Raw genomic sequence first — 20,705 nt, 5'->3', positions numbered from 1 at the left:
CCAACCCCCAACGCCGCCCCGCCCCCCCCCCCCCCAACCGCCCCCCCGGCCCCCCCCCCCTCCCGGGGGGGGCCCCCCCCCCCCCTAACCCCAACCCCCCCCCCCCCAACCCCGGGGGCCTTTTGGCCGTTACGGTGCCGGCGGGACTCAGCTCGCGCGACGGCGGGCCGCTTCGATGGCCTCGAATTTGGCGAGATTATGCCGTGCGTCGGCCAGCGCGTCGTGCGCATCGCGCGGGGGCGGCGGTAACTCCGGGCGGCCGTGTGCCTCCCAGTGCTGTCGCAGCTCGTTCGTATAGCGGGGCAGGTCGGGCGGTAGGCCGACCATCGACCCCCACAGCTGGCACAGCACCACATGGTCGTAGGCGCCCACCCACGCCCACATCTCGGGCTGCACGGTTGCGCGCGGCACCAGGAACCGGTGCAGCTCGTCCCGGATCTGCGCCCGGGTGCGCCACAGCGGCGACGTTTGCGGGGGCAGTTTCGGCAGGACATGTTTGCTCACCCAGGGCCCGGCCCGACCGGCATCGAACTCCGAGGAGACGGCGTAGAACTCCCGCCCGTCCTCACAGACGACGCCGATCGATACGAGATCGATCACGCGACCGTCCTCGATGAATTCCGAATCGTAGAAATACCTCAAACCGGTGGGTCTCCTCGGTGGTCGACAGAACGCACCGAGCTTAGTTGTGCGCTCCGACGGGGCGGGGTGCGCCCGGAAACACCTCCGGAAATATCCGCGGATCGGCCACCACTTATCCTGAACTGGTGAATTGGACCGTCGACGTACCCATCGACCGTTTGCCCGAGCTGCCGCCGTTGCCCGCCGAACTGCGTAAACGGCTCGACGACGCGTTGGCACGGCCGGCTCTGCAGCAACCGTCCTGGGACGCCGGGCAGGCGGCGGATATGCGGACGGTGCTGGAGAGTGTGCCGCCGATCTGCCTGCCCGCCGAGGTGGACGAGCTGCGCGAGCAGCTCGCCGAGGTCGCGCGCGGCGAGGCTTTCCTGATGCAGGGCGGGGACTGCGCGGAAACCTTCGCCGACAACACCGAACCGCATATCCGCGGCAACCTGCGCACGCTGCTGCAGATGGCCGTCGTGCTCACCTACGGCGCCAGCCTGCCGGTGGTGAAGGTCGCGCGGATCGCCGGTCAGTATGCCAAGCCCCGGTCCGCCGATACCGACGCGCTCGGCCTGAAGTCCTACCGCGGCGATATGGTCAACTCGCTGGTCGCCGAGGCCGGTGTGCGCCAGCACGACCCGTCGCGGCTGGTACGGGCCTACGCCAACGCCAGCGCGGCGATGAACCTGGTGCGGGCGCTCACCAGCGCGGGTATGGCCGATCTGCACCGGGTGCACGACTGGAACCGGGATTTCGTGGCCCAATCGCCGGCCGGTGCCCGCTACGAGGCGCTGGCCGAGGAGATCGACCGCGGCCTGCGGTTCATGACCGCGTGCCGGGTCACCGACCCCAGCCTCAAATCGGCCCGCATCTACGCCTCGCACGAGGCGCTGGTGCTCGACTACGAGCGCGCCATGCTGCGCCTGGCCGAGAACTCCGCGGGCGATCCGGTGCTCTACGACCTGTCCGCGCATTTCCTGTGGATCGGGGAACGTACCCGCCAGCTCGAGGGCGCCCATATCGCGTTCGCCGAACTGCTCGCCAACCCGATCGGCCTGAAGATCGGCCCGAAGACCACTCCGGCCCAGGCGGTGGAGTATGTCGAACGGCTCGACCCGAACAACGAGCCCGGCCGGTTGACGCTGGTCTCCCGGATGGGCAATACGAACGTCCGCGAAGTACTGCCCGCGATCGTGGAGAAGGTGCAGGCCACCGGCCATCAGGTCATCTGGCAGTGCGATCCGATGCACGGCAACACCCACGAATCCTCCACCGGATTCAAAACCCGTCACTTCGACCGGATCGTCGACGAAGTCCAGGGGTTCTTCGAGGTGCACCACGCCCTCGGTACCCACCCCGGTGGGCTGCATATCGAACTCACCGGCGAAGACGTCACCGAATGCCTCGGCGGGGCGCAGGACATCTCCGATCTGGACCTGTCCGGCCGCTACGAAACGGCCTGCGACCCGCGGCTCAACACTCAGCAGTCGCTGGAACTGTCGTTCCTCGTCGCCGAGATGCTGCGGTAGTCCTGCGGCATCTCCGGTGGTGCAAGACCGGTCCCTCGGCGGAGTAGCCCCGCCGGGCCGAGTTCACAGCCGTATTCGAGTCGGCCATCGCCGCGATCTGCCGGCCTCGACGATGAGCAGTGGCGAGGCGCGGTGCCGGCTCAGGTCGCCGGGTGGCCGCTTCGGCCACCCGGATCTCGTCCGGGTCGTAGATCAGCCTGGAGCAGGGTCGCCGCCGCAGGTATGGGTCGGCAACTCATGCCGATCGGCGCACGCCCGCGCCGGACCACTGACGTGACCAGCACGGGCGCCGAGGTCAGCGAGCCCCTGGAGGGTTCGGGCCTGTCGAGGGGGCGGAAACCCCGCGCGCCGGTATTACGGCACCGCGACCAGCGATACCGAGGCTCCGGATTCGACGTTGGCGTTGGCAGCGGGCCGCTGCGAGATCACGACCGAGGAGTCCAGAGGTGCGAACTGGCGCACCTCCACCTGCAAGCCCAGCCCTTCCAGAGTGCGGCGGGCCTCGCTGACGGATTTGCCGACCACCGACGGCATGGTCACCGCCTCGGAGATCAGCAGGGTGACCGAGGAACCGGCGTCGACGGTGGTGCCGACGCCGGGTTCGGTGCCGATCACGCGGCCCACCTCCACCAGTTCGTCGTAGGTGCGCTGCTCACCGGCGACGGTGAGGCCGAGGTCTTCGAGTTTCTTGCGGGCCTGCTCCGGGGTGTCGGCACGGAGATCGGGCAGCTGGACCGGTTTGGACCCGTTGCTCCTCCAGACCTGGACATGCGCGCCGGCGGGGAGAACAGTGCCGGGGGCGGGATCGATCCGGGCCAGGGTGCCTTCGGGGGCGGTACTGGCGACCTCACCGGCATCGACCGGTTGCAGCCCCTGATCGCGGATCAGCTGCTGGACCTCGTCCCAATCGGCACCGGGCGAGACCGCGGGAACTTCCGGTTTACCGCTGGACACCAGGATATCGACGGTCGAGCCCTTGGTCTCCCGGGCACCCGGCCCCGGATCCGTGCCCACCACACCACCGACGGGCACGGTATCGGAGGCCTTGTCCCGGGTCCCGGTCTCGAAACCGGCCTCCTGGAGTTCCGCGGTGGCCTGTTCGACCGTCATCCCGGCGACCGAGGGCACCGAGTTGTAGCGACCCATACCCAGCCACCAGCCGCCGATCCCGACCAGCAGGGTCAACACCACCACCGCGGCGGTCCAGATCATCCCGTTGCGGCGTTTGGCGGCGTGACTTTCCTGGAAGGAGCTGTACTGGGTGGGGCGCTGCGGCGGAATATAGGCCGGCGGCGGAGGTTCGTTGCGTGGCTGCGCCGTGGTCACCATACGGGTCGGTTGCGGGCCCGGCGCCGCGACGGGTTCGGGCACCGGGCGGGCGGCCGGATGGCGGGCGCTGGTGTGTTCCGCCGATTCCTGCGGGGCGGGGACCCGGTAGTCGGGCAGGTTCAGCAGCGCGGCGATGGAGCGTAGTTCGGCCACCATGTCCGTGGCGTCGGCGAATCGGTGCCCGGGCTCGCGGGCGGTCGCGCGGGCCACCAGCCGGTCGAATTCGGGCGGTACGCCGGAGATGAACTCGCTCGGGCTCGGAACATCGTTCTCGACCCGCTGGTAGGCCACCGACAGCGAATTGTCGCCGGTGAACGGCACCTTGCCGGTGAGCAGTTCGAAGATCAGGATGCCGAAGGCGTACACATCGCTGCGAGCATCGGCGCTACCGCTGGTGACCTGTTCGGGCGAGAGGTAGGCGGCGGTGCCCAGGATAACGCTGGCCGAAGTGGTATTGGCGGCGGCGACAGCGCGGACCAGCCCGAAATCGGCGATCTTGACATCGCCGCCGTCGGAGATGAGCACATTCTCCGGTTTCACATCGCGATGCACCAGACCGGCCGCATGCGCGACCCCGATCGCGGCCAGCACCGGTTCGGCGACGGCGCGGACCGCATGCGGCGGCATGGGCCCGCGTTCGCGCAGCAGCTCCCGCAGCGTCCCGCCCTGGACCAGTTCCATCACCAGGAACGGGTACTCGCCGTCGATGCCCTGGTCGTACACCTCGACGAGGGAAGGGTGTTTCAGGCCCGCCACCGCGCGGGCCTCGAACTCGAAGCGGGTCAGGAACTGCGGATCACCGGCGAACTTGGGATCCATCACCTTGATGGCGACCTGCCGACCCAGCCGCGTGTCCACACCCCGGAACACCATCGACATCCCGCCCCGGGCGATCGGCGCGTCGATCCGGTAGCGCCGATCCAGTACGGCGCCGATCAATTCTCCTCCGGCTGTCACGAACCTCTCCACCCTCGTACCGCGTCCACACGGTCGCCGCCGCTGCGGCTCCCACATGTTATCGGCCGAACCGGTGCGGGTGTCTCACCGCGTGCGAGCGGCCGCCGTCTACGGTTATCTGCTGTGAGTACCTTTCCTTGCAGTGCCGATGTCCTGCCCGCCTCGGTACCGCTGCTCTCGTTACCCGATGTCGCGAAGAACCTGGGTGTCGCGGTGACCCGGGTGCACCAGATGCTGCGGGACAACCAGCTGCTCGCGGTGCGCCGGGACCGCGTGGTGGGAATCCCGGAGATCTTCTTCGACGAAACGGGTGCGGTACTGAAATCCCTGCCGGGCCTGATCACGGTGATGCGTGACGCCAAGTACACCGACGAGGAGATTCTGGAATGGATCTTCACCGACGACGACTCCCTGCCCGGTAAACCGGTAGAGGCGTTGCACGGGCCGCTGGCCCGCGAGGTACTGCGCCGCGCCGCCGCCGACCCGTTCTGAGGCTGCCTTTCCGCTCTGTGCTCGTAGGAGCGGCAACGCCGGTCACCGCGGTCGGGGCGCCGGCACACTTGCCCGTCGGAGGTGTAGTCCCCGGGCCTTCTGCGGGCCGTCCGCGGCTGGTACGCCGGTCGGTCTCCCTCCGCGTCGTCAGCGCAGGGTCGGCGCCGGTCACGCCTGGACTGCCGGTTATTGTCGCTCGCCGACGGGCATCGGTGACCCGTTGGCGCAGCCCGTGTAGACGGGCCTGCCCGATGCGGGTATCGGCGGACGGCGATGTGCTGCGGCCGCACTGATGTGCCTGTGTGCCGGGCTGTCCGGCGGCCTCTCCAGCCCAGAACGGTAACGATTCGCCGCGCTGCTCCTCCTGGATTCGGGGCAGGTCTTCCTGATCCCCGGGCCTTACGCACCGCCCAGGACGCGTAGGGCTACCGGCGCAGCGCGGCGGCGGCCGCCAGCTGCAGTCGGCGAGGGCCCGGGACGACGGCGCGCCGGGCGAACACGTTGTAACCGCTGTCTTCGATGCGGTCCAAGATGGCCGCGTACACGGTCGCGGCCGTGCGTATACCCGGGCGTACGCGTGGGCTGAGCAGCTCGATACCCGGGTCCGCGCGGCGGTAGAGGTCGCGGTTGACGGCGATCAGGTGCGCGAGCGCGCGGCGGACCCGGCGATCGGTGTTGCGGGTCCGATGGCAGTACACCAACAGTTCCTCGTCGACGCCGAACGCGGCGAGTTCGTCGCCGGGCAGGTAGATCCGGTCGCGATCGAGGTCTTCGCCGATATCGCGCAGGAAATTGGTGAGCTGGAAGGCATTGCCCAGGGCAGCCGCCGCGGGTTCGGCCGCCGCCCGGGGCGCGACCGTACCGAGTACCGGCAGCAACTGCAGGCCGATGGCCGCTGCCGATCCGCGCATGTACTCGTTCAGGGCGGCCATGGTGGGGTAGCGGTTCCGGAACAGCGGTGAGTCGGGAGCGTCCATCCGCATGGAGTCCAGGAAAGTCCAGAAATGGCGCGGGTCGATGGCGAACCGGGTGACAGTGTCGGTGAGAGCGAGGGCGATCTCGTCGAACCCGGCGGGCAGCGCGCCGAGTGGGGGTGGGTCGAGCGGGTTGGTCGCGCTGGGCTGGGCCGGGTCGAGCAGTCGGGTCGGGCCGGATCGGGACAAGTCGAATGGCGGGGTAGTGCTGAGCCCTGGCGACCCGGCCGGGACCGCCGCGTCGGGTCGAGGTGGGTAGGGCGGCGTGGTCGCGCTGGACCAGGGAGAGTCGAGCGGGGCGGTCGCGCTGGAGTGGGGTGAGTCGATCCGCGGGGTAGTGCTTAGGCCCGCAGACACGGGCGGGACGGTCACGCTCGACTGGGGCGGGACGAGCGGGCGGGGCGCGGCGGACGGTGACCACGAGGTGCGCAGAGCGAGCTCGACGGAGTCCAGCACGGCCGCCGGAGCATTCCGGAGCGCCGGGCCGTCGACGATATCGTCCATCATCCGCGCGAAGGCATAGAGAGCGTGTACGGCGGGGCGCTGCTCGGCGGACAGCAACCGGGTTGCCAGGTAGTAGGTGCGTCCGTGGACAGCGGCCGTCCGGCGGCAGCGTGCGTATGCCCGGCGCAACGTTTCGGGGTCGGCGATGCGGTGGGAACCGGTGGTGCGGGCGGCCGGGTGTTCACGCGGTTCCGGGCAGGCATGGCGATCGATACCCTGTCCGTTCGCCGCGGGACCGGTCGATCGCCCATGCGTGGCTGCGGCGTTGTGGGCGATGGGTGGGCTGCCCTGCACATCCCGCGATACGCGATTCGACGGGGGTTGTGCCGTCGACGCCGGTGTCGCCGACGGCGGTGCTGCCGCGGGCCGGGCGGGTGTTGCCGGGGCGTCTCCGGTCTGCGCTGCGGCGTGGAGACCGAGTTCGCCGGCGACCTTCGGGCCGTACTCGGCGTTCACGGTCCAGCAGGGACAGTGGGTGTCGTGACCTGCCGGGGCGTTCCGCGCAGGCGCAGCGGATCCACCGTCCGCAGCGAGAGCGCGGCGACGACGGCGGCGAAGGTCGCGGCGGCGACATGCCAGAAGTTGTAGAGCCCGATCGAACCGTCCGGCTGGAACACCAGCATCAACCACGTGCAGATGCCGACCAATGTCATGAGCGTGGTGGTCGACAGCGCGAACCCGGCGGCCAGCGCCAGCGGCCACGAGTAGTACCAGGGCAGCGCGGCCGGCGACAGGATGACGATCGCGACGAAGGCGATCAGGATCCCCAGTACCGCATCACGTTCGGTGAGTTTGAACCGCCACCAGGTCCACACCAACAGTCCCAGCAGTGCGACCATGCACAGCAGCCGGGTCACCTCGAGGGTCGAGCCGAGCTCGAAGGGGGTGATCCAGGTGGTGATATGCGCCAGGATCGTGGGCAGCGACAACCAGTTGATGATCTTCTGCGACCCGGACAGCGCGGTGAGCCAGCCGATCCCGACGCCGGCGATCGCGGATGCCGCCACGAACACCACCGCGAATACCGCCAGGCCGAGCGAGGCGATCTTGGCGAACATCTTCCAGTGGTGCGCCAGGAATTCCCGGCTGGTGGTCGCGAGCGCCGCACGCTGGCCGTCCTCGGCGCGGCGGTCGCGTTCGTGCAGCATCCAGATCCACACCAGGAACGGCAGCGCCACACCGGCGGTGGCCTTGATCGCGACCCCGATGGCGACCACCACGATTCCCGCCACATGATGGCGTTCCAGGACCAGGGCAATTCCGGCGCACATCAGGCCGACCATCAGCATCTCGTTGTGCACGCCGCCGATCAGGTGGATCAGTACCAGCGGATTGAGCACGGCCAGCCACAGCGCGACCGTGGGCCGGCCACCGAGATGTTTGGTCAGGTACGGCACCGCCCACATCATCAGCACCAGGCCCGGCAGCATGACGAACCGTAGCGCGATGGTGCCGCCCACCACGTTGTCGCCGGTAACCGCGGTGATTGCCCGGCCCATCAGCAGGAATACCGGGCCGTACGGTGCGGTGGTGGTGGTCCAGACGGTGCTCACGTTGTCGAGCAGGACGCCGGGGTTGGCGACGGGACCCACCTGGTACGGGTCGAAACCGTCTCGCAGCAGCGCGCCCTGGGCGAGGTAGGAGTAGGCGTCCCGGCTGAACATCGGTACCGCGAACATCAGCGGGGTGATCCAGATACCGACGATGGCGCGTAATTCGTTGAGGCGCACATCGCCGGAGTGACCGCCGAAGCCCAGTGTGATGCGGCCCAGCCGCACCCAGGCGGCCACCATCATCAGCACGCCGGCCCATACACAGATCATCGACAGCGCGTACCCGTGCCCGAATCGCAGCCAGGACAGGTGCACCGCTTCGAGTATCGGATCGCGTTCGCGCACACTGCCGGCGCCGAACCCGCCGAAGGTGATCATGATCGCCCCGATGAAGCCCAGCAGCGCCGCATGCCCTTCCGGGCTGCGCAGGAAATCGGCGCAGAACCGCAACCAGCCCAGCACGCCGGGCGCGAAACCGGCCCGGCCGGATACCTGCGCAGGAGCGGGCGCGGCCGGTGCGGGGGCACCCGTGCCGGGGAGCTGGACGGCGGTGGCGGCGGTGTGTGTATGGGGGGCTGGCATCAGTTGTCGGTCCCCCCGGGTGGTCGGCGGTCGCAACCGCAGGCGAATAGGTCGGCGCTCAGTTTACGGCTTCCCTCCGGGAAGACCGCCGGACGGTCGCGGCGGCACGTGTCCGGACTCCGCGATTCTCGCCCACAATGCGCTGCGCCGCGAGTTTTCCCGACAGCAATGCGGTGGGAACTCCGACACCCGGCGTGGTCCCGCAACCTGCCAGGATCACGTTCTCGCTGCCGCGCGGGAAGTTGCGTGAACGGAACGGACCGGTCTGGCGGAACAGGTGCGCCGCCGAGAACGGAGTCCCGGCGATCATGCCCTGATCCCGCCACGTGGCGGGCGTGTCGAGCCGGTCGACGACGAATTCGCTCGTAATCCGGTGGTATCCCCGCGCTTCCAGTACCGACAGGAGTTCGCGGAGATAGGCCGGGCCCAGCCGGCCCCAGTCCAGCGGCGCCGAATCCAGGTTCGGGCACGGCGCGAGCAGGGAGAACGGTTCGTAGCGGACCCCGTCACGCGTGAGGTACAGGCCGGGGTCGCTCAGGGCGGGGCGGGTCAGCAGCAGCGACGGGTCGCTCATCGGCCGGCCGCCGCGTCGTGCGGTGATCTCGCGGAAGGTCTGCGCCCAGGCGGCACCGAAGTCGATCGTGTGATGTGCCTGTACCGGCCACTGTCCGGCCACCGCGGCCGGTACGAGCCCGTGCGCGACCACCGCCGACGGCGAGGCCCGCAGACCGCGGCGCGGCCGGACCCCGAACCGGTCCAGCGAGCCGAGATCCGCGGTGAGCACGACCGCATCGCAGGGCAGGGCCCGGTCGCCGGCCGTCACCACCCGCCGCGCGCGGCCCCGGTGGTAATCGATACCCGTCACCTCGGTGCCGAGTTCGAGCCGGCCGCCCGCGGCGGTGAACGCCCCGGCGAGGGTGTCGGCGACGGCGCGCATACCCCCTTCGGGGAAATAGACACCCAGACCCGTATCCATATGAGGAATGGCGCCGTACACGCCCAGTGCCTGCGCGGGCGCCATACCGGCGTACAACGCCTGGAAGGTGAACAGGCGGCTCAACCGGGGGTCACGCAAGGTGCGGGTGACGCGCCGGCCCAGCCGGCCGAACGCGCCGAGCGCGATGAGGTCGAGCAGGGCCGCGCGTTTCGCCGGAATCCGGACCAGGTCCAGGGGGGAATCGAAATTCGCTGCCAGGAACTCGTCGTATTCGGCGCGGTAGACCTGCGCCAGCCAGTCACGCAGCCGGCGGTAGCGCACGGCCTCGTCCGCGCCGCAGACCCGCGCCACCTCCGCGCTCATCCGCTCGGCATCGGAGAACACGCGCAGATCGGATCCGTCGGCGAAGCGGGCGTGATACGCCGGCGCCAGCGGCCGGACCCGCAACGGGGGCATGGCGGTATCGGTGTCGAGCCCCACGGCGGCCAGCGCATCGTCGACGAGTTCGGGCAGGGTGAGGATGGTAGCGCCGGAATCGATGTCGTAACCGGCGAACCGGTAGCGCCCCATCCGGCCACCGGGGTGATCGGCGCGTTCCACCACGGTGACGGAGCAGCCCGCGCCGGTCAGGTACAGCGCCGCCGATAAACCGGACAGCCCCGCCCCGACCACGACGACACGCTCCACCGGGCCGCGCACAGTCCTCATCGGAGTCCACCGAGCGCGCGCTGGGCCACCGCGTCCGCGCGTGAAGCGTTCATGCTGCTTCTGGCAAGGGGGCCTGCGTGGTTACATCGCGCTACCGCGCCGGTGTGTGACCCGCTCATGCTGTATCGATGGGACATCGGCGGGGGTTCTGCGTGGTCACGTCGCGCTGCGGCGTCCGGGTGTGCCGTGCCGATGCTGTGTCGATGGGATATCAGCGGGGGTCTTGCGTGCTGACGCTGTGCTGCTGCCTCCGGGCCTGACCCGCTCATGCCGCGCGCCGGGTGGCGGCGAGGGCCATGGCTTTCAGCCGGTCCTTGGCCTCGGGGGTGGCGGAGCTGGCTTCGATGGCGGCGAGGCCCTGGTCGGTGAGGGCGGCGATCCGGGATTCCACGGCATCGACCGCGCCCAGCTCGATCAGCAGCTCGCGCAGTTCGCCCACCTGCTCGTCGGAGAGGTCGGTGCCGATAGCCGCGCGTAACCGGTCGCCGGCGGCGGGGTTGTCCGCCGCGGCCCGCTGCAGTGCCTCCGCGACCAGGACGGTGCGTTTGCCCTCGCGCAGATCGTCACCGGAGGGTTTCCCCGTGACCTCCGGATTCCCGAACACACCGAGCAGATCGTCGCGCAACTGGAAGGCGATCCCGATATCGGTGCCGTAGGTGCGGTAGGCGGCGACCAGACCCGGATCGGCATCGGCGAGGGCCGCACCGAGATGCAGTGGGCGTTCGACCGTATAGGCCGCGGTTTTGTACCGGTTGATCCGCAGCGCCGCCGCCACGGATTCGTCGCCGCTGGCCTCACCGTGCACATCGAGCAGCTGACCGCCCAGCACCTCGGTACGCATCCCTGCCCAGACCGGCGCGAACCGGCCCAGCGCCGCCGGGTCCAGGCCGCTGCTGTGCACCATATCGTCGGCCCAGGCCAGAGCCAGATCACCGAGCAGGACCGCCACCGATTCGCCGTAGTGCGCGGAATCGCCCGTCCAGCCCTGATGGTGATGGCGCTGTTCGAAGTCCACGTGCACGGTGGGGAACCGGCGGCGGGTGCGGGAACAGTCGATGATGTCGTCGTGGATCAGCGCGCACGCCTGCACCAGCTCGAGCGCGGCGCAGGCCTGGAGCACGGCCGCGGCCCGGTCGCCGGCCGGATCGCCCCCGGCGCCCAGCCAACCCATCCAGGCGAAACCGGGCCGGGTGCGTTTCCCGCCGCGCAGCACGAACGATTCGAGCGCGCCGACCGCATCGATGAACACCGGACCCAGTTCGGTGACGGCCTCCGCGCGGGTGGCGAAATAGCCGGTCAGGGCCTGTTCGACGGCGGTCGCGAAGGCCGCTGTCCCGGGGACGGCCGAGAGGGGACCCGAACGGGCCGGGGTTTCGGTTCCGGTTCCGGTTCCGGCGGACAGGATGACCTCCCAGATCGTTGCTCGCCATGGGCGCCGGCCACCGAGAGGCCGGCAGGGCCCTCCGATGGTGTCCCATGGTGACCCGCCGTCGCGACGGGACCTGATCGCAGAATACGCGCGCGCGGGTGGCGGCCCCGCTTCGGTGGCCGGTGGTCATAACGAACGGGGGACCGCCCGGACTCGGCTACGGCTTTAGACTGGCCCGGTGACTTTCGACAACGCGCGGGGACTCCCGACCCCTGGCCGGCCGTCTCCCACGTCACCGGACGTCTCCGCGACGCCTTCGGTCGTGCAGAGCCTGGAGCGGCACGCGGGTGGCGCCGTGCCCTTCTCGGTGGAGTTCTCACCACCCCGCGACGAGGCCGGTGAACAGCGGTTGTGGCGTGCGGTGCGCACCTTCGAACGGATGCATCCCGCCTTCGTCTCGATGACCTACGGCGCCGGTGGCAGCACCCGCGATCGCACGGTGCGGGTCACCGGGCAGCTCGCCGAGGAAACCACCCTGCTGCCGGTCGGGCATCTCACCGCGGTCGGGCACAGTGTCGCCGAGCTGCGGTCCATCGTCGGTGCCTACGCCGATTCGGGGATCAGCAATATTCTCGTCCTGCGCGGCGACCCGCCGGGGGATCCGCTGGGGGAATGGCAGAAACACCCCGACGGTGTGGAATACGCCGAAGAGCTGGTGCGGATCGTGCGCGACCTCGGCGATTTCCATGTCGGCGTGGCATCGTTCCCGCAGGGCCACCACCGTTCGCCGGACCTGGACTGCGATACCTCCTACCTCGCCGCGAAACTGCGTGCCGGCGCGGAGTATTCGATTACCCAGATGTTCTTCGATGTCGACGACTATCTGCGGTTGCGTGACCGGATCGCCGCCTTGGACCCGGTCGAGGGCGCCAAACCGATCATTCCCGAGCTGATGCCGATCACCTCGCTGCGCACCGTGGAGCGCGCCGAGCAGCTGTGCGGACGCCCCCTTCCGGAGCCGGTCCTGGAGCGGCTGCGCCGCGCCGCGGGAACCGGTGCGGAGGAGGATCGCGCCGCGGTCCGCGCCGCCGGAATCGAGATCGCCACCGAAATGGGTGAACGACTGATCGCCGAAGGTGCCCCCTGCCTGCATTTCATCACCCTGAACTTCGCCAAGGCCACCAGCGAGGTGCTGACCAACCTCGGTTACGGAGTCACCGCGGCGCCCCTGAGCGCCTGAACCGTGTGAGTGCCTGACCGCGGAGGTCGCAACGGGGCCGGCCGGCGGCCATCTGCCCAGGCCGGTCATCTCGGCCGCAGCGTTCGGCCGGTCGCAGCCCGAACAGGTACGGTTCACCGGCCACGTCCTGCGTGAACGGCACAGGCAGCAGCGCGGCTCGGCGACGACCCGGTCCAATACCCGGCGGATGATGGTGGACAACCAGATCGTGCTCCGCGCCACACCGGCCGGTCCGCGGCCGAGTGTCGAGACCGGCGGCGGTGACGGGGTGGCCGATGTCGCAGCGGATAGTTCGGAGGACCGTCGATGCCCGGGGCGTGCTCGGCCGGCTCGGGACTGCCGAGCCGGCCCTCGTGCTCGCCCCGGCATTCCGCAGCCGTATCCGGTGGAGGTCGTAGGCGCACCGCCCGGGCGGCCCGGGCGGCGCCGCTTACATGCGGAATGCACAAGGGAAGCCGGTCCGGGTGGAGAGAAGCGATCCCTGTGGGTTTCCCGCCGGATGTGGGTGAAGCCGCGCCTAAGCGATCGGCGCGTGGACGCGGATCGTCGTCCGTTCGCCCTGCCGGAGAACTTCGACGGCATGGTCGTCATGGCGCAGGATCAGCCCGGGGGCGCCGTCCACGGGATCCAGGATTTCGATCCCGGCGACCCGGTCGCCGTCGTGGTCGAGCCGGTCGCCCGGTTTGGCGGCGATGAACACCCGCCCCTCGACGACCCACCAGGTGCCCGGGATACCGGGCAGCTGCGCGGGCGCCTCGCCGAGGTCGTGTTGGGCGAGGGGATCGCGGGGTGCGCTTCGCAGGCGCGTCGAGTAGCGGCTGTGCCACTGTGCCCAGCCGGTATCGACACTGGGATGGACGGCGATGGTCATACGAGCCTCCTCGAACCCGGCCGGAAAGGGCCTGTTGCCCGCCGATCGGTCCGGGCCGGTTCATCATCCGGCCACGGCAACATCGGGCACAAGACCGAGAATCAGTGCGAGTTCATCCCTTTTCCGGGTCGCAGGGGGCGTCCCTTCCAGGTCAGGGCGTTGCGGCGGCGGTCGCGGTGTGAGCGCGCCCACAGGAAGAAATAGGCCGTTATTGCCGCTGGGTGGGACATTGCGGCAGCGAAGTCGCCGGATTCCGGCCGCCGTCCGGTTTCCAGTCCGCGGGCGAGTAACCGTCCGGCGCCGGCCGTGGCGTACCCGAACAGCCCCCACCGCCGCATCGATCCGCGGCCGAGCGCGGCGGCCAGCGGAGGCAGCAAATACGTCCAGGCGGCGACGGCCGCGATCGCCAGCCCGCCGGGAATCGAACCGCCGTACGCCGACCACAGCCAGCGCCGGTACCCCGCCGCGAGTTCGCCCCCGCCCCGGTACATCCGCGTCCGGGCCAGGCCACCGGCCGCGACCAGCCCGGTGCGGTAGCCGGCGCGGCGCAGTGCGCGGGCGATATCGAGGTCTTCGGTGACACTGTCCGCGACCGCCGCGTGACCGCCGATCGCACGGTAGGCGGCCACGTCGAACACCAGGAACTGCCCGCACGCGACCACGGTGGAGGTCCGTGATCCGCGATCGGCGCACACCACCGGCAGGGTCGAGGCCCACGACCAGCACAGCAGCGGTTGCACCGCGTGCTCGGCGAGAGACTGCGCCTGCTGCTGCGGCCAGGGCGACACCAGGGCGATATCCCGGCGCCGGAGTTCGGCCACCGCGGCGGCGAGGGCGCCCGGCGCGAGCCGGATATCGGCGTCTAGGAACACCAGCACAGTGGTGTCCGCGAGCTGCTCCGCGGTATCGGCGAGCATGCGGCAGGCCGCGGACTTACCGGTCCAGCCCGGCGGTGGGCCGCCGCTGCCGCGCAGCAGCGTGCAGCGTGGGTCGCCGTCGATCGCCTCGACCGCACGTGCGGCGGTGTCGTCGGTGGACGCGTCGTCGAAAACGAGTATGCGCAGCCGTGGGATATCGGTCTGGGCGCGGAGATCCGCGATCAGGGCCGCGATCCGGTCGGCTTCGTTGCGGGCGGGGATACAGGCAGTCACCGTCTCGGCGATCGGCGCAGCAGGGGCTGACAGTCTGGGCACGGTGAGCCGGTTCCACGCTGTCAGTGCCGCACAACACGCGGCCAGCCCGGCTCCCGCGATCACCAGCTGTGCCGGTCGCCGGGACGCCGGCCCGGTGGAGCCAGCCGCTGCGCGAGCCGGCAGGAAGGAGCGTGCCGGTCGGCACGGCGGTGTGGAACCGGCTCTGCGAGACAGCGGGGCCAAGCCCGCTGCGTGGAACAGCGCGGACAGGTTCGATGCGCGAGAGTCGGAGGAACCTGCTGCTGCGCGAGCCGGCGGAGACGAGTGCGCCGGTCGGCACGGCGGTCCAGAGCCGGCTCTGCGAGACAGCGGGGCCAAGCCCGCTGCGTGCAATAGCGCGGACAGGACCGATGCGCGGCAGAGTGCGGCGGGGTTTGTCCGGGTGGACGGTGTGACGGAAGCCGGCGTGCCGGCCGATTCGGAGGACCGCGGCCGGGCGACCGGCTGGGACGAGTCCGGTCTGCGCCGCCACGCCGGGGATCTCATGCGTCGTTCTTGACCTGATCCCACCAGCGGCGCAGCGAGAAACCGGCCGGGGCGCCGGCGGGGGGCGGGTTGCGGTAGAGGTAGGCGAGTGCGGCGACGACGGCCGCGACGGCCAGCGTGATCCCGCCGACGATACCGGCCCAGCCGGCGAACGAGCGGGTGTTCGGATCGGCGTAGCCGACCTCGGCGCGGACCGTGCTCACCTCACCGGCGGGCAGTTTCCAGGTGACCACCGCATCGCCCTCCCGGGTGCCGTTGGTTTTGGCGACCCGGGCCGGGAACGCCACACTCAACTGCACATCCGAACCGTGCGGGGCCAGGGTCTCCAGATCGACGCGGCCGTTGAGGCTGACCAGATCGCCGTTGCGCTGGAATTTCAGGTCGAACAGGCCCTGCGCCTGTTCCGACAGCTGGCCGAGCTGTTCGACCTCGCCGAAGTTCAGGTCGTCGAAGTAGATTTCACTGCCGACGTAACCGTCCTGGTTGTACGGTTCGATCCGCACTTTGGTGGCCAGCGCTTCCGGAGCGGTGAACTGCGGTCCCTTGTCCTCGCTGTTCTCCGGGACGACCGCGGCCACGATCCGTCCCGATACCCGGTCGTTGGACGACAACCCCATCGATGCCTGGACCCGCAGGCAACCGGCCAGGGCGGGCACCAGCAGAGCGGCCAGCACGATCGCCGCTGTCACCCGCGCGCGCAGGCGGCGGCGCGAGCGCAGAACAGGGACCGGGGAGCCGGGTTTCGTGGTAACGGGACTCGAAGGCACGGATGACATGGTGCCAGGCCGCGACTCACCGACGCCATGCGACGGGCCCGGCCGCGTCACCGGAGGACGAGTCGTCGTATCCGGTTCCGGCGCGAACCGTCCGGACCAGCAGCGGTACCCCGAGCAGGCCCAGCGCGATCCCGCCGTAGGCGGCCGAGTACGGCAGGCCGAGGAAAACGGCGTGTGCCAGCGCCGATCCCAGCCACGTCCACAGGAACATCAGCACCGGGACGCCCAGCCGCCGGGTGGGCGGGGCGGTCCGTTCCCATACGGTCAGCGCACCGGCGATGAGGCCGGCCACCAGGAACCAGCCGAGATAGTTCGTCCAGGGGATGGCCGCGAGGCCCGGTAGCCCCGAATCGGTTTCGGCCCACCGCCACTGCCCGTCGGCCACCATCTGCGGGTCCAGGAACAGATCCCAGCCCACCGAACCTGCCGCGGTGGCGACGATCCGCGACACCGGCGTACGGCACAGCATTCCCGCGACCACCCAGATCGGGTATATTCCGCCGGTCCACGCGAGCGGGACCACCAGCGGCACCTCGAACAGTGCCGGGCCCAGCCGTCCGACCGCGTAGTCGTAGGCGCCGAACGGGAAGCCGGTCGCGGTACCCACGGCCTCGGCGGTGAGACCGATTCCGGAGACGAGCACACCGAAACCCGCCGCGTAGCGCACACCGCGCGTCACTGCCGCGTGCACCAGGGCAGTGCCGGCCGAAGCGAGCACCACCGCCACCGTGACGGCGTCGCGCGCGGACCCACTCGTCAGCGGATAGGCGATCTGCACCGCGATGAGCAGCAGCAGGCAACCGGCCGGCACCAGCTCACGCGTGCTGTCCACCCGGATCCTCGGCACCGCCACGCTCATCTGCGCAGCCACCGCCACCCGCGCCGGTTGTCGCGCAGAACCAGCCGCGCCGCGGTTCGTCCGCTCGCTCCGGATACCCCGCCGCCCGGATGGGTGGAGGCGCCGGTGAGGTAGAGGCCGGGCGCGCCGGGTACCCGCTGCCCGGACAGTTCCGGTAGCGGCCGCCACAACATCATTTGATCGAGGCTCATCTCGATATGCATGACATTGCCGCCGCGCAGCCCCATCTCGGTTTCCAGATCGACCGGCGTCTGGATATGGCGGCGCAACACCGTCGCCGCGGCGCCCGGCGCGTAGCGGTCGAGTTCACCGATGATCCGGTCGGCCTCGGATTCGGCATGCGCCGCCCAGTCCGTGCCGTCGGCGAGCCGGTACGGATGCCACTGCGACCACAGCGAGAGCTGATGCTCGCCGGCCGGGGCGATACCGGGGTCCAGTGCGCTGAAACTCATCCCGAGCACCACCGGCCGCGGTGGCAGCCGGCCGCCGAGGGCGTTTCCGTGCGCGAGCCGCAACTCCCGGCGATCGGTGACCAGTAATTGCAGGCCGGTCGCGGATTCGCCGGTCGTCGCGCCCGGATACTGCGGTAGCGCGCTGGTCGCGGCCCGCACCACCATGCCGATACCGGGACCGACGCGGATCCGTCGCCGCCACCCGTCCAGCGTTTCCGGGTCGAAACCGCCGGCGCGCAGCAGTTCGAGGGTGGTGAGGATATGGGTTCCGGCGATCACGGTTTCGGCGGTGTGATCGCGCCCCGCGGCGGTACGGATCTGCCACCGGCCGCCGCGGCGGGTGAGTGCGGTGACCGCGTCACCGGCCACGATCTCCCCGCCCTCGGCGCGCAGCCGGGCCACCAGCGCTTCGGTGAGCGCGCCGCTGCCGCCGACCGCGCGTCCCGGCGGCAAGGTGTGCATGAGCGCCGCGAACCCCACCATCGGCGCGGTCCCCGGTTCCGACATCGGCGGGCCCGATTGCGCACCGAACCAGGCCAGCGCGGCCTTGAGCCGCTCGTCGTCGAACCAGCTGTCCAGCAGCGCATCACCGCTCTGCAGGAACTCCCGCGACAGTGCGCTGCCGCCCGCACGGGCGTCCAGGCCCCAGAACGAACGCAGGAGATGGCCCGGGGCCGGCGCACCCCCGAATGAGCGCATCACCCGGCTTGCGCGCGGTTCCCAGACCGCCACGAAACGCCGGTAGGCGGCCGCGTCGCGATCGCCGCAGGCGGCGGCCACGGACGCGCAGGTGCGGTCGAGGTCGCGGTGGAAGACGATCGGGGCGGCGCCGGTATCGGGGCAGGCGGGTACGAAGGCCCATGGGTCGCAGTCGAGATAGCGCAGGCCGAACCGGTCCAGCGCCAGGTCCTCGATGATGCCGGTATGCCGGATCATGAGATGCGCCGATGATCCGCGGTCCACGCGATGCCCGGGGAAGCGTTCGACGGTCGATACCGCGCCGCCCAGGACGCTGTCGCGTTCCAGTACGCGCACCGGGTGGCCCGCCCGGGCCAGATAACACGCGGCGACCAGCGCGTTGTGCCCGGAGCCGACGATCACCACTGTCATGGCAGCGGAAGCGGTAACGGCCGGCCGAGAATGCCGAAGCGGCGGCTGTCGCCGGCGAAGACGAAATCGCGCAGTACGTCCTGGAAACCCATCCGCCGGTACAGCCGCCAGGCACGGTTGTCCTCGGCCGATACTTCGGGCGTGGACAGCAGGACGGCGCGTTCGGGCCGGTCGCGCAGGAGTGTGCGGAGCAGGATCGCGCCGATTCCGCGACCCTGCGCGCTCGGATGGACATGCAGTTCGGTGAGTTCGAAATAGTCGCCGAGCAGTCCCTGGGTCGCCGCTTCCGGCCAGCCGGACCGCCGCATACCCGCGTGTACCTGCTGTTGCCACCACTGGTGTGGTCCGCCGCGGTAGCCGTAGGCGATGGCGACGAGCGGCGAGGTGCGGATATCGAAGCCGCCGTTGTCCTCGGGGACCACTGCCGCCACGGCCTGCCAGCCGGCGCGCTGGGTGTGCTCGGTCCACATCGGCGCGCGATGGTGTTCGGTGCCGCGCGGATAGTCCATGGCCGCGACGTACACAGACAGTGCATCGTGCAGGCGGGCGCGCAGGGCGGGGACCGAGAGGTCGACGACGACCGGGGCGGGGAGGTGGTTGGGTTTGACGGCGGTCATTGCGGTATCGGTGGGCTCTTTCGCTGTCGGCGGGGCGGAGCTGGGACTTTCCGGCGGGCGAACATGTCGGTGGTCGTCTCTATATTCAAGCTCGAGCCAAACGTTCGAATACCTGTTCGGCCCCCCACGGTGCACGCTCAGCCTGCCATACCGGCGGACCGCCGCGGGGGCCGGCAGGGGAGATACGGAGGGACGGCCATGGTGGATCGAAACGTTCACCCGGGTCAATCGGGCCGCGCGGGGATGCTGCTGCAACGCGCCGACGGACTGTTGATGGAAGCGGCGGGGGAGAACGACCCCTCGGAGCGATTCCGGGTCGCGTATCTGGCCGCGCTGCGTGGGGCGGGGGCGGTACTGGCACTCACCGGCGCCGATACCGCGCCGCGGGCCCGTTCGCGTAACGCCTGGGTGATGTTGCAGCGCGCCGCGCCCGAATTCGTGATGTGGGCGGACTATTTCAGCGGTCATTCCGCGACCCGGGCGGCGTTGGAGGCCGGTCTGCCGCGCGAAATCGACGAGGCCCGCGCCGATGAGTTCTACGCGCGGGTCGGCGCGTTCCTGCACGATGTGGAGGATCTGATAGCGCCGGCGGCGCGGCTGCGGGCCGCGGGGGACGGGTACGACACGCCGCGTGAGGACACATAGCCGTGCCCGTACCGGGGTGCCGGGGCTGTACTCCGTATCCGGCGCCGTCATCGGCCCGGAGGGGCCCCGGTGAGCAGGCGCTACCGACCGGTCGGCCCGCGCGCACCGAACGATGAACCCGGCGCCGGCCGCGGCGCGCTTGCGCCTGTGACCGATATCGGCGCGGGTCTCCTACCACGGCTTTCGGTACGTGCCGGGCTCACTGCGATCACGAAGTTCGCTCGGCTGTACCCATATGGTGGTACGGCTCTGGGGGAACTCGTATCATTGGTGACAGATAGCCGCCAAGGGGTTATCTGTCGCCTACCCGGAGGCGACAGCCACGTCCTAGTGCCGGGGGAGGTACCGTGCCACTCTCCGAGCACGAGCAGCGCATGCTCGAACAGATCGAGAGCGCTCTCTATGCTGAGGATCCGAAGTTCGCGTCGTCCGTCCGCGGTGGACGCTTCCGTACGCCGTCGAGTCGCCGCAGACTCCAGGCCGCGGCCTTGTTCGTACTCGGCCTCGTCCTGCTGATCGCCGGTATAGCCCTACCGGTGCGGCCCGGTGGTTTCCCGATCATCAGTCTGATCGGATTCATTGTGATGTTCGGTGCGGGAGTTCTGGTCCTGCTCGGCGGAACGAAGGGTGGACCGGCGGGCGGGGGTGATACGTCCCCGAACGATCCGCCGGCCGCATCGGGATCGTCGCCGCGCGGCGGTGGTCGCAGCCGGCAACGCCGTTCCGGTGGATTCACCGAGCGGATGGAAGACCGGTTCCGTAGAAGGTTCGAACAGGAGTAGTAGCCGGCCGAGGCGAACCTCTCACATATAGCGCGGACCCTGCTTCCCACTTCCCCCCACCGGAGCCCTCCACAACGCCCCACCGCACGCCGTGACGGTGCGTGAACAGGGGGTTT

The 20,705-nt window shown here is 70.1% G+C and carries 16 protein-coding genes and 2 pseudogenes; 5 read left to right on the top strand and 13 right to left on the bottom strand.

The genetic code is table 11. The features are described from left to right. Positions 1-147: 147 nt before the first annotated feature. A complete protein-coding gene (locus QH196_RS01960) occupies positions 148-642 on the bottom strand; it encodes a polyadenylate-specific 3'-exoribonuclease AS (protein ID WP_280414014.1) in 495 nt (164 codons plus the stop codon). Positions 643-767: 125 nt separating this feature from the next. On the opposite strand from QH196_RS01960, the gene QH196_RS01955 reads away from it, so the two are divergent. Then, positions 768-2,153, top strand: coding sequence for a class II 3-deoxy-7-phosphoheptulonate synthase (locus QH196_RS01955; RefSeq protein ID WP_280414013.1), 1,386 nt, complete (start codon positions 768-770; stop codon positions 2,151-2,153). Between the two features lie 354 nt (positions 2,154-2,507). On the opposite strand, the gene pknB is transcribed toward QH196_RS01955, so the two are convergent. Next, positions 2,508-4,421, bottom strand: coding sequence for a Stk1 family PASTA domain-containing Ser/Thr kinase (pknB, locus tag QH196_RS01950; RefSeq protein WP_432279418.1), 1,914 nt, complete (start codon positions 4,419-4,421; stop codon positions 2,508-2,510). 141 nt (positions 4,422-4,562) lie between these two features. Here pknB and QH196_RS01945 point away from each other — a divergent pair, with 141 nt between their 5' ends. Then, positions 4,563-4,931, top strand: coding sequence for an Rv2175c family DNA-binding protein (locus QH196_RS01945; protein WP_280414011.1), 369 nt, complete (start codon positions 4,563-4,565; stop codon positions 4,929-4,931). Positions 4,932-5,356: 425 nt separating this feature from the next. On the opposite strand, the pseudogene QH196_RS01940 reads toward QH196_RS01945, so the two are convergent. The 5 genes and pseudogenes from QH196_RS01940 to QH196_RS01920 all read right to left on the bottom strand — a co-directional run. Then, positions 5,357-5,995, bottom strand: a pseudogene (locus tag QH196_RS01940) (phytoene/squalene synthase family protein); the annotation flags it as partial. A gap of 270 nt (positions 5,996-6,265) precedes the next feature. Continuing rightward, positions 6,266-6,703 (bottom strand): annotated as a pseudogene (locus tag QH196_RS32460) (squalene/phytoene synthase family protein); the annotation flags it as partial. A gap of 158 nt (positions 6,704-6,861) precedes the next feature. Next, positions 6,862-8,544 carry an alpha-(1->6)-mannopyranosyltransferase A gene (locus QH196_RS01930; RefSeq protein ID WP_280414010.1) on the bottom strand — a complete coding sequence of 561 codons (1,683 nt, stop codon included), beginning with the start codon at positions 8,542-8,544 and terminating at the stop codon, positions 6,862-6,864. A 58-nt stretch (positions 8,545-8,602) separates the two neighbouring features. After that, a complete protein-coding gene (crtI, locus tag QH196_RS01925) occupies positions 8,603-10,189 on the bottom strand; it encodes a phytoene desaturase family protein (RefSeq protein WP_280414009.1) in 1,587 nt (528 codons plus the stop codon). A 265-nt stretch (positions 10,190-10,454) separates the two neighbouring features. Then, on the bottom strand, positions 10,455-11,594 hold the full coding sequence (locus QH196_RS01920) for a polyprenyl synthetase family protein (RefSeq protein WP_432279417.1): 1,140 nt from the start codon (positions 11,592-11,594) through the stop codon (positions 10,455-10,457). 202 nt (positions 11,595-11,796) lie between these two features. Between QH196_RS01920 and QH196_RS01915 the strand changes: the two genes are divergently transcribed. Continuing rightward, entirely contained in the window at positions 11,797-12,798 is a 1,002-nt protein-coding gene (locus QH196_RS01915; RefSeq protein WP_432279415.1) for a methylenetetrahydrofolate reductase, read from the top strand. Positions 12,799-13,315: 517 nt separating this feature from the next. On the opposite strand, the gene QH196_RS01910 is transcribed toward QH196_RS01915, so the two are convergent. The 6 genes from QH196_RS01910 to QH196_RS01885 all read right to left on the bottom strand — a co-directional run bounded on the left by QH196_RS01910 (position 13,316) and on the right by QH196_RS01885 (position 19,162). Continuing rightward, entirely contained in the window at positions 13,316-13,669 is a 354-nt protein-coding gene (locus QH196_RS01910; protein ID WP_280414008.1) for a hypothetical protein, read from the bottom strand. Between the two features lie 101 nt (positions 13,670-13,770). Beyond that, the gene (locus tag QH196_RS01905; protein WP_432279416.1) at positions 13,771-14,928 is read right to left on the bottom strand and encodes a glycosyltransferase; all 1,158 of its coding nucleotides are present in this window, start codon (positions 14,926-14,928) and stop codon (positions 13,771-13,773) included. Between the two features lie 416 nt (positions 14,929-15,344). Continuing rightward, the gene (locus QH196_RS01900; RefSeq protein WP_280414006.1) at positions 15,345-16,124 is read right to left on the bottom strand and encodes an LppM family (lipo)protein; all 780 of its coding nucleotides are present in this window, start codon (positions 16,122-16,124) and stop codon (positions 15,345-15,347) included. Positions 16,125-16,140: 16 nt separating this feature from the next. Further along, the gene (locus QH196_RS01895; RefSeq protein WP_432279414.1) at positions 16,141-16,983 is read right to left on the bottom strand and encodes a carotenoid biosynthesis protein; all 843 of its coding nucleotides are present in this window, start codon (positions 16,981-16,983) and stop codon (positions 16,141-16,143) included. Next, positions 16,980-18,545: a phytoene desaturase family protein gene (locus QH196_RS01890; RefSeq protein ID WP_280414004.1), complete on the bottom strand. Its 1,566-nt coding sequence runs from the start codon at positions 18,543-18,545 to the stop codon at positions 16,980-16,982. Before QH196_RS01890 ends, QH196_RS01895 begins: the two co-directional genes overlap by 4 nt. After that, a complete protein-coding gene (locus QH196_RS01885; RefSeq protein WP_280414003.1) occupies positions 18,542-19,162 on the bottom strand; it encodes a GNAT family N-acetyltransferase in 621 nt (206 codons plus the stop codon). The genes QH196_RS01890 and QH196_RS01885 overlap by 4 nt, the downstream gene beginning before the upstream one ends. A gap of 198 nt (positions 19,163-19,360) precedes the next feature. Here QH196_RS01885 and QH196_RS01880 point away from each other — a divergent pair, with 198 nt between their 5' ends. Together QH196_RS01880 and QH196_RS01875 are read left to right on the top strand one after the other, a co-directional pair. Further along, a complete protein-coding gene (locus tag QH196_RS01880) occupies positions 19,361-19,807 on the top strand; it encodes an SAV_6107 family HEPN domain-containing protein (protein ID WP_432278040.1) in 447 nt (148 codons plus the stop codon). Between the two features lie 347 nt (positions 19,808-20,154). After that, on the top strand, positions 20,155-20,589 hold the full coding sequence (locus QH196_RS01875) for a DUF3040 domain-containing protein (RefSeq protein ID WP_280414002.1): 435 nt from the start codon (positions 20,155-20,157) through the stop codon (positions 20,587-20,589). Positions 20,590-20,705: the final 116 nt, after the last annotated feature.

Source organism: Nocardia carnea (assembly GCF_029868325.1).
Classification (GTDB): domain Bacteria; phylum Actinomycetota; class Actinomycetes; order Mycobacteriales; family Mycobacteriaceae; genus Nocardia; species Nocardia carnea_C.
The sequence above is the reverse complement of the archived record's forward strand: the minus strand, read 5'-3'. Positions and strand labels throughout refer to the sequence as shown.

Bases quoted from the DNA above. Each gene is read 5' to 3' on its own strand.
- QH196_RS01885 (WP_280414003.1), bottom strand. From the start codon at position 19,162: ATGACCGCCGTCAAACCCAACCACCTCCCCGCCCCGGTCGTCGTCGAC.
- QH196_RS01930 (WP_280414010.1), bottom strand. From the start codon at position 8,544: ATGCCAGCCCCCCATACACACACCGCCGCCACCGCCGTCCAGCTCCCC.
- QH196_RS01900 (WP_280414006.1), bottom strand. From the start codon at position 16,124: ATGTCATCCGTGCCTTCGAGTCCCGTTACCACGAAACCCGGCTCCCCG.
- QH196_RS01890 (WP_280414004.1), bottom strand. From the start codon at position 18,545: ATGACAGTGGTGATCGTCGGCTCCGGGCACAACGCGCTGGTCGCCGCG.
- crtI (WP_280414009.1), bottom strand. From the start codon at position 10,189: ATGAGGACTGTGCGCGGCCCGGTGGAGCGTGTCGTCGTGGTCGGGGCG.
- QH196_RS01895 (WP_432279414.1), bottom strand. From the start codon at position 16,983: ATGAGCGTGGCGGTGCCGAGGATCCGGGTGGACAGCACGCGTGAGCTG.
- QH196_RS01910 (WP_280414008.1), bottom strand. From the start codon at position 13,669: ATGACCATCGCCGTCCATCCCAGTGTCGATACCGGCTGGGCACAGTGG.
- QH196_RS01880 (WP_432278040.1), top strand. From the start codon at position 19,361: ATGGTGGATCGAAACGTTCACCCGGGTCAATCGGGCCGCGCGGGGATG.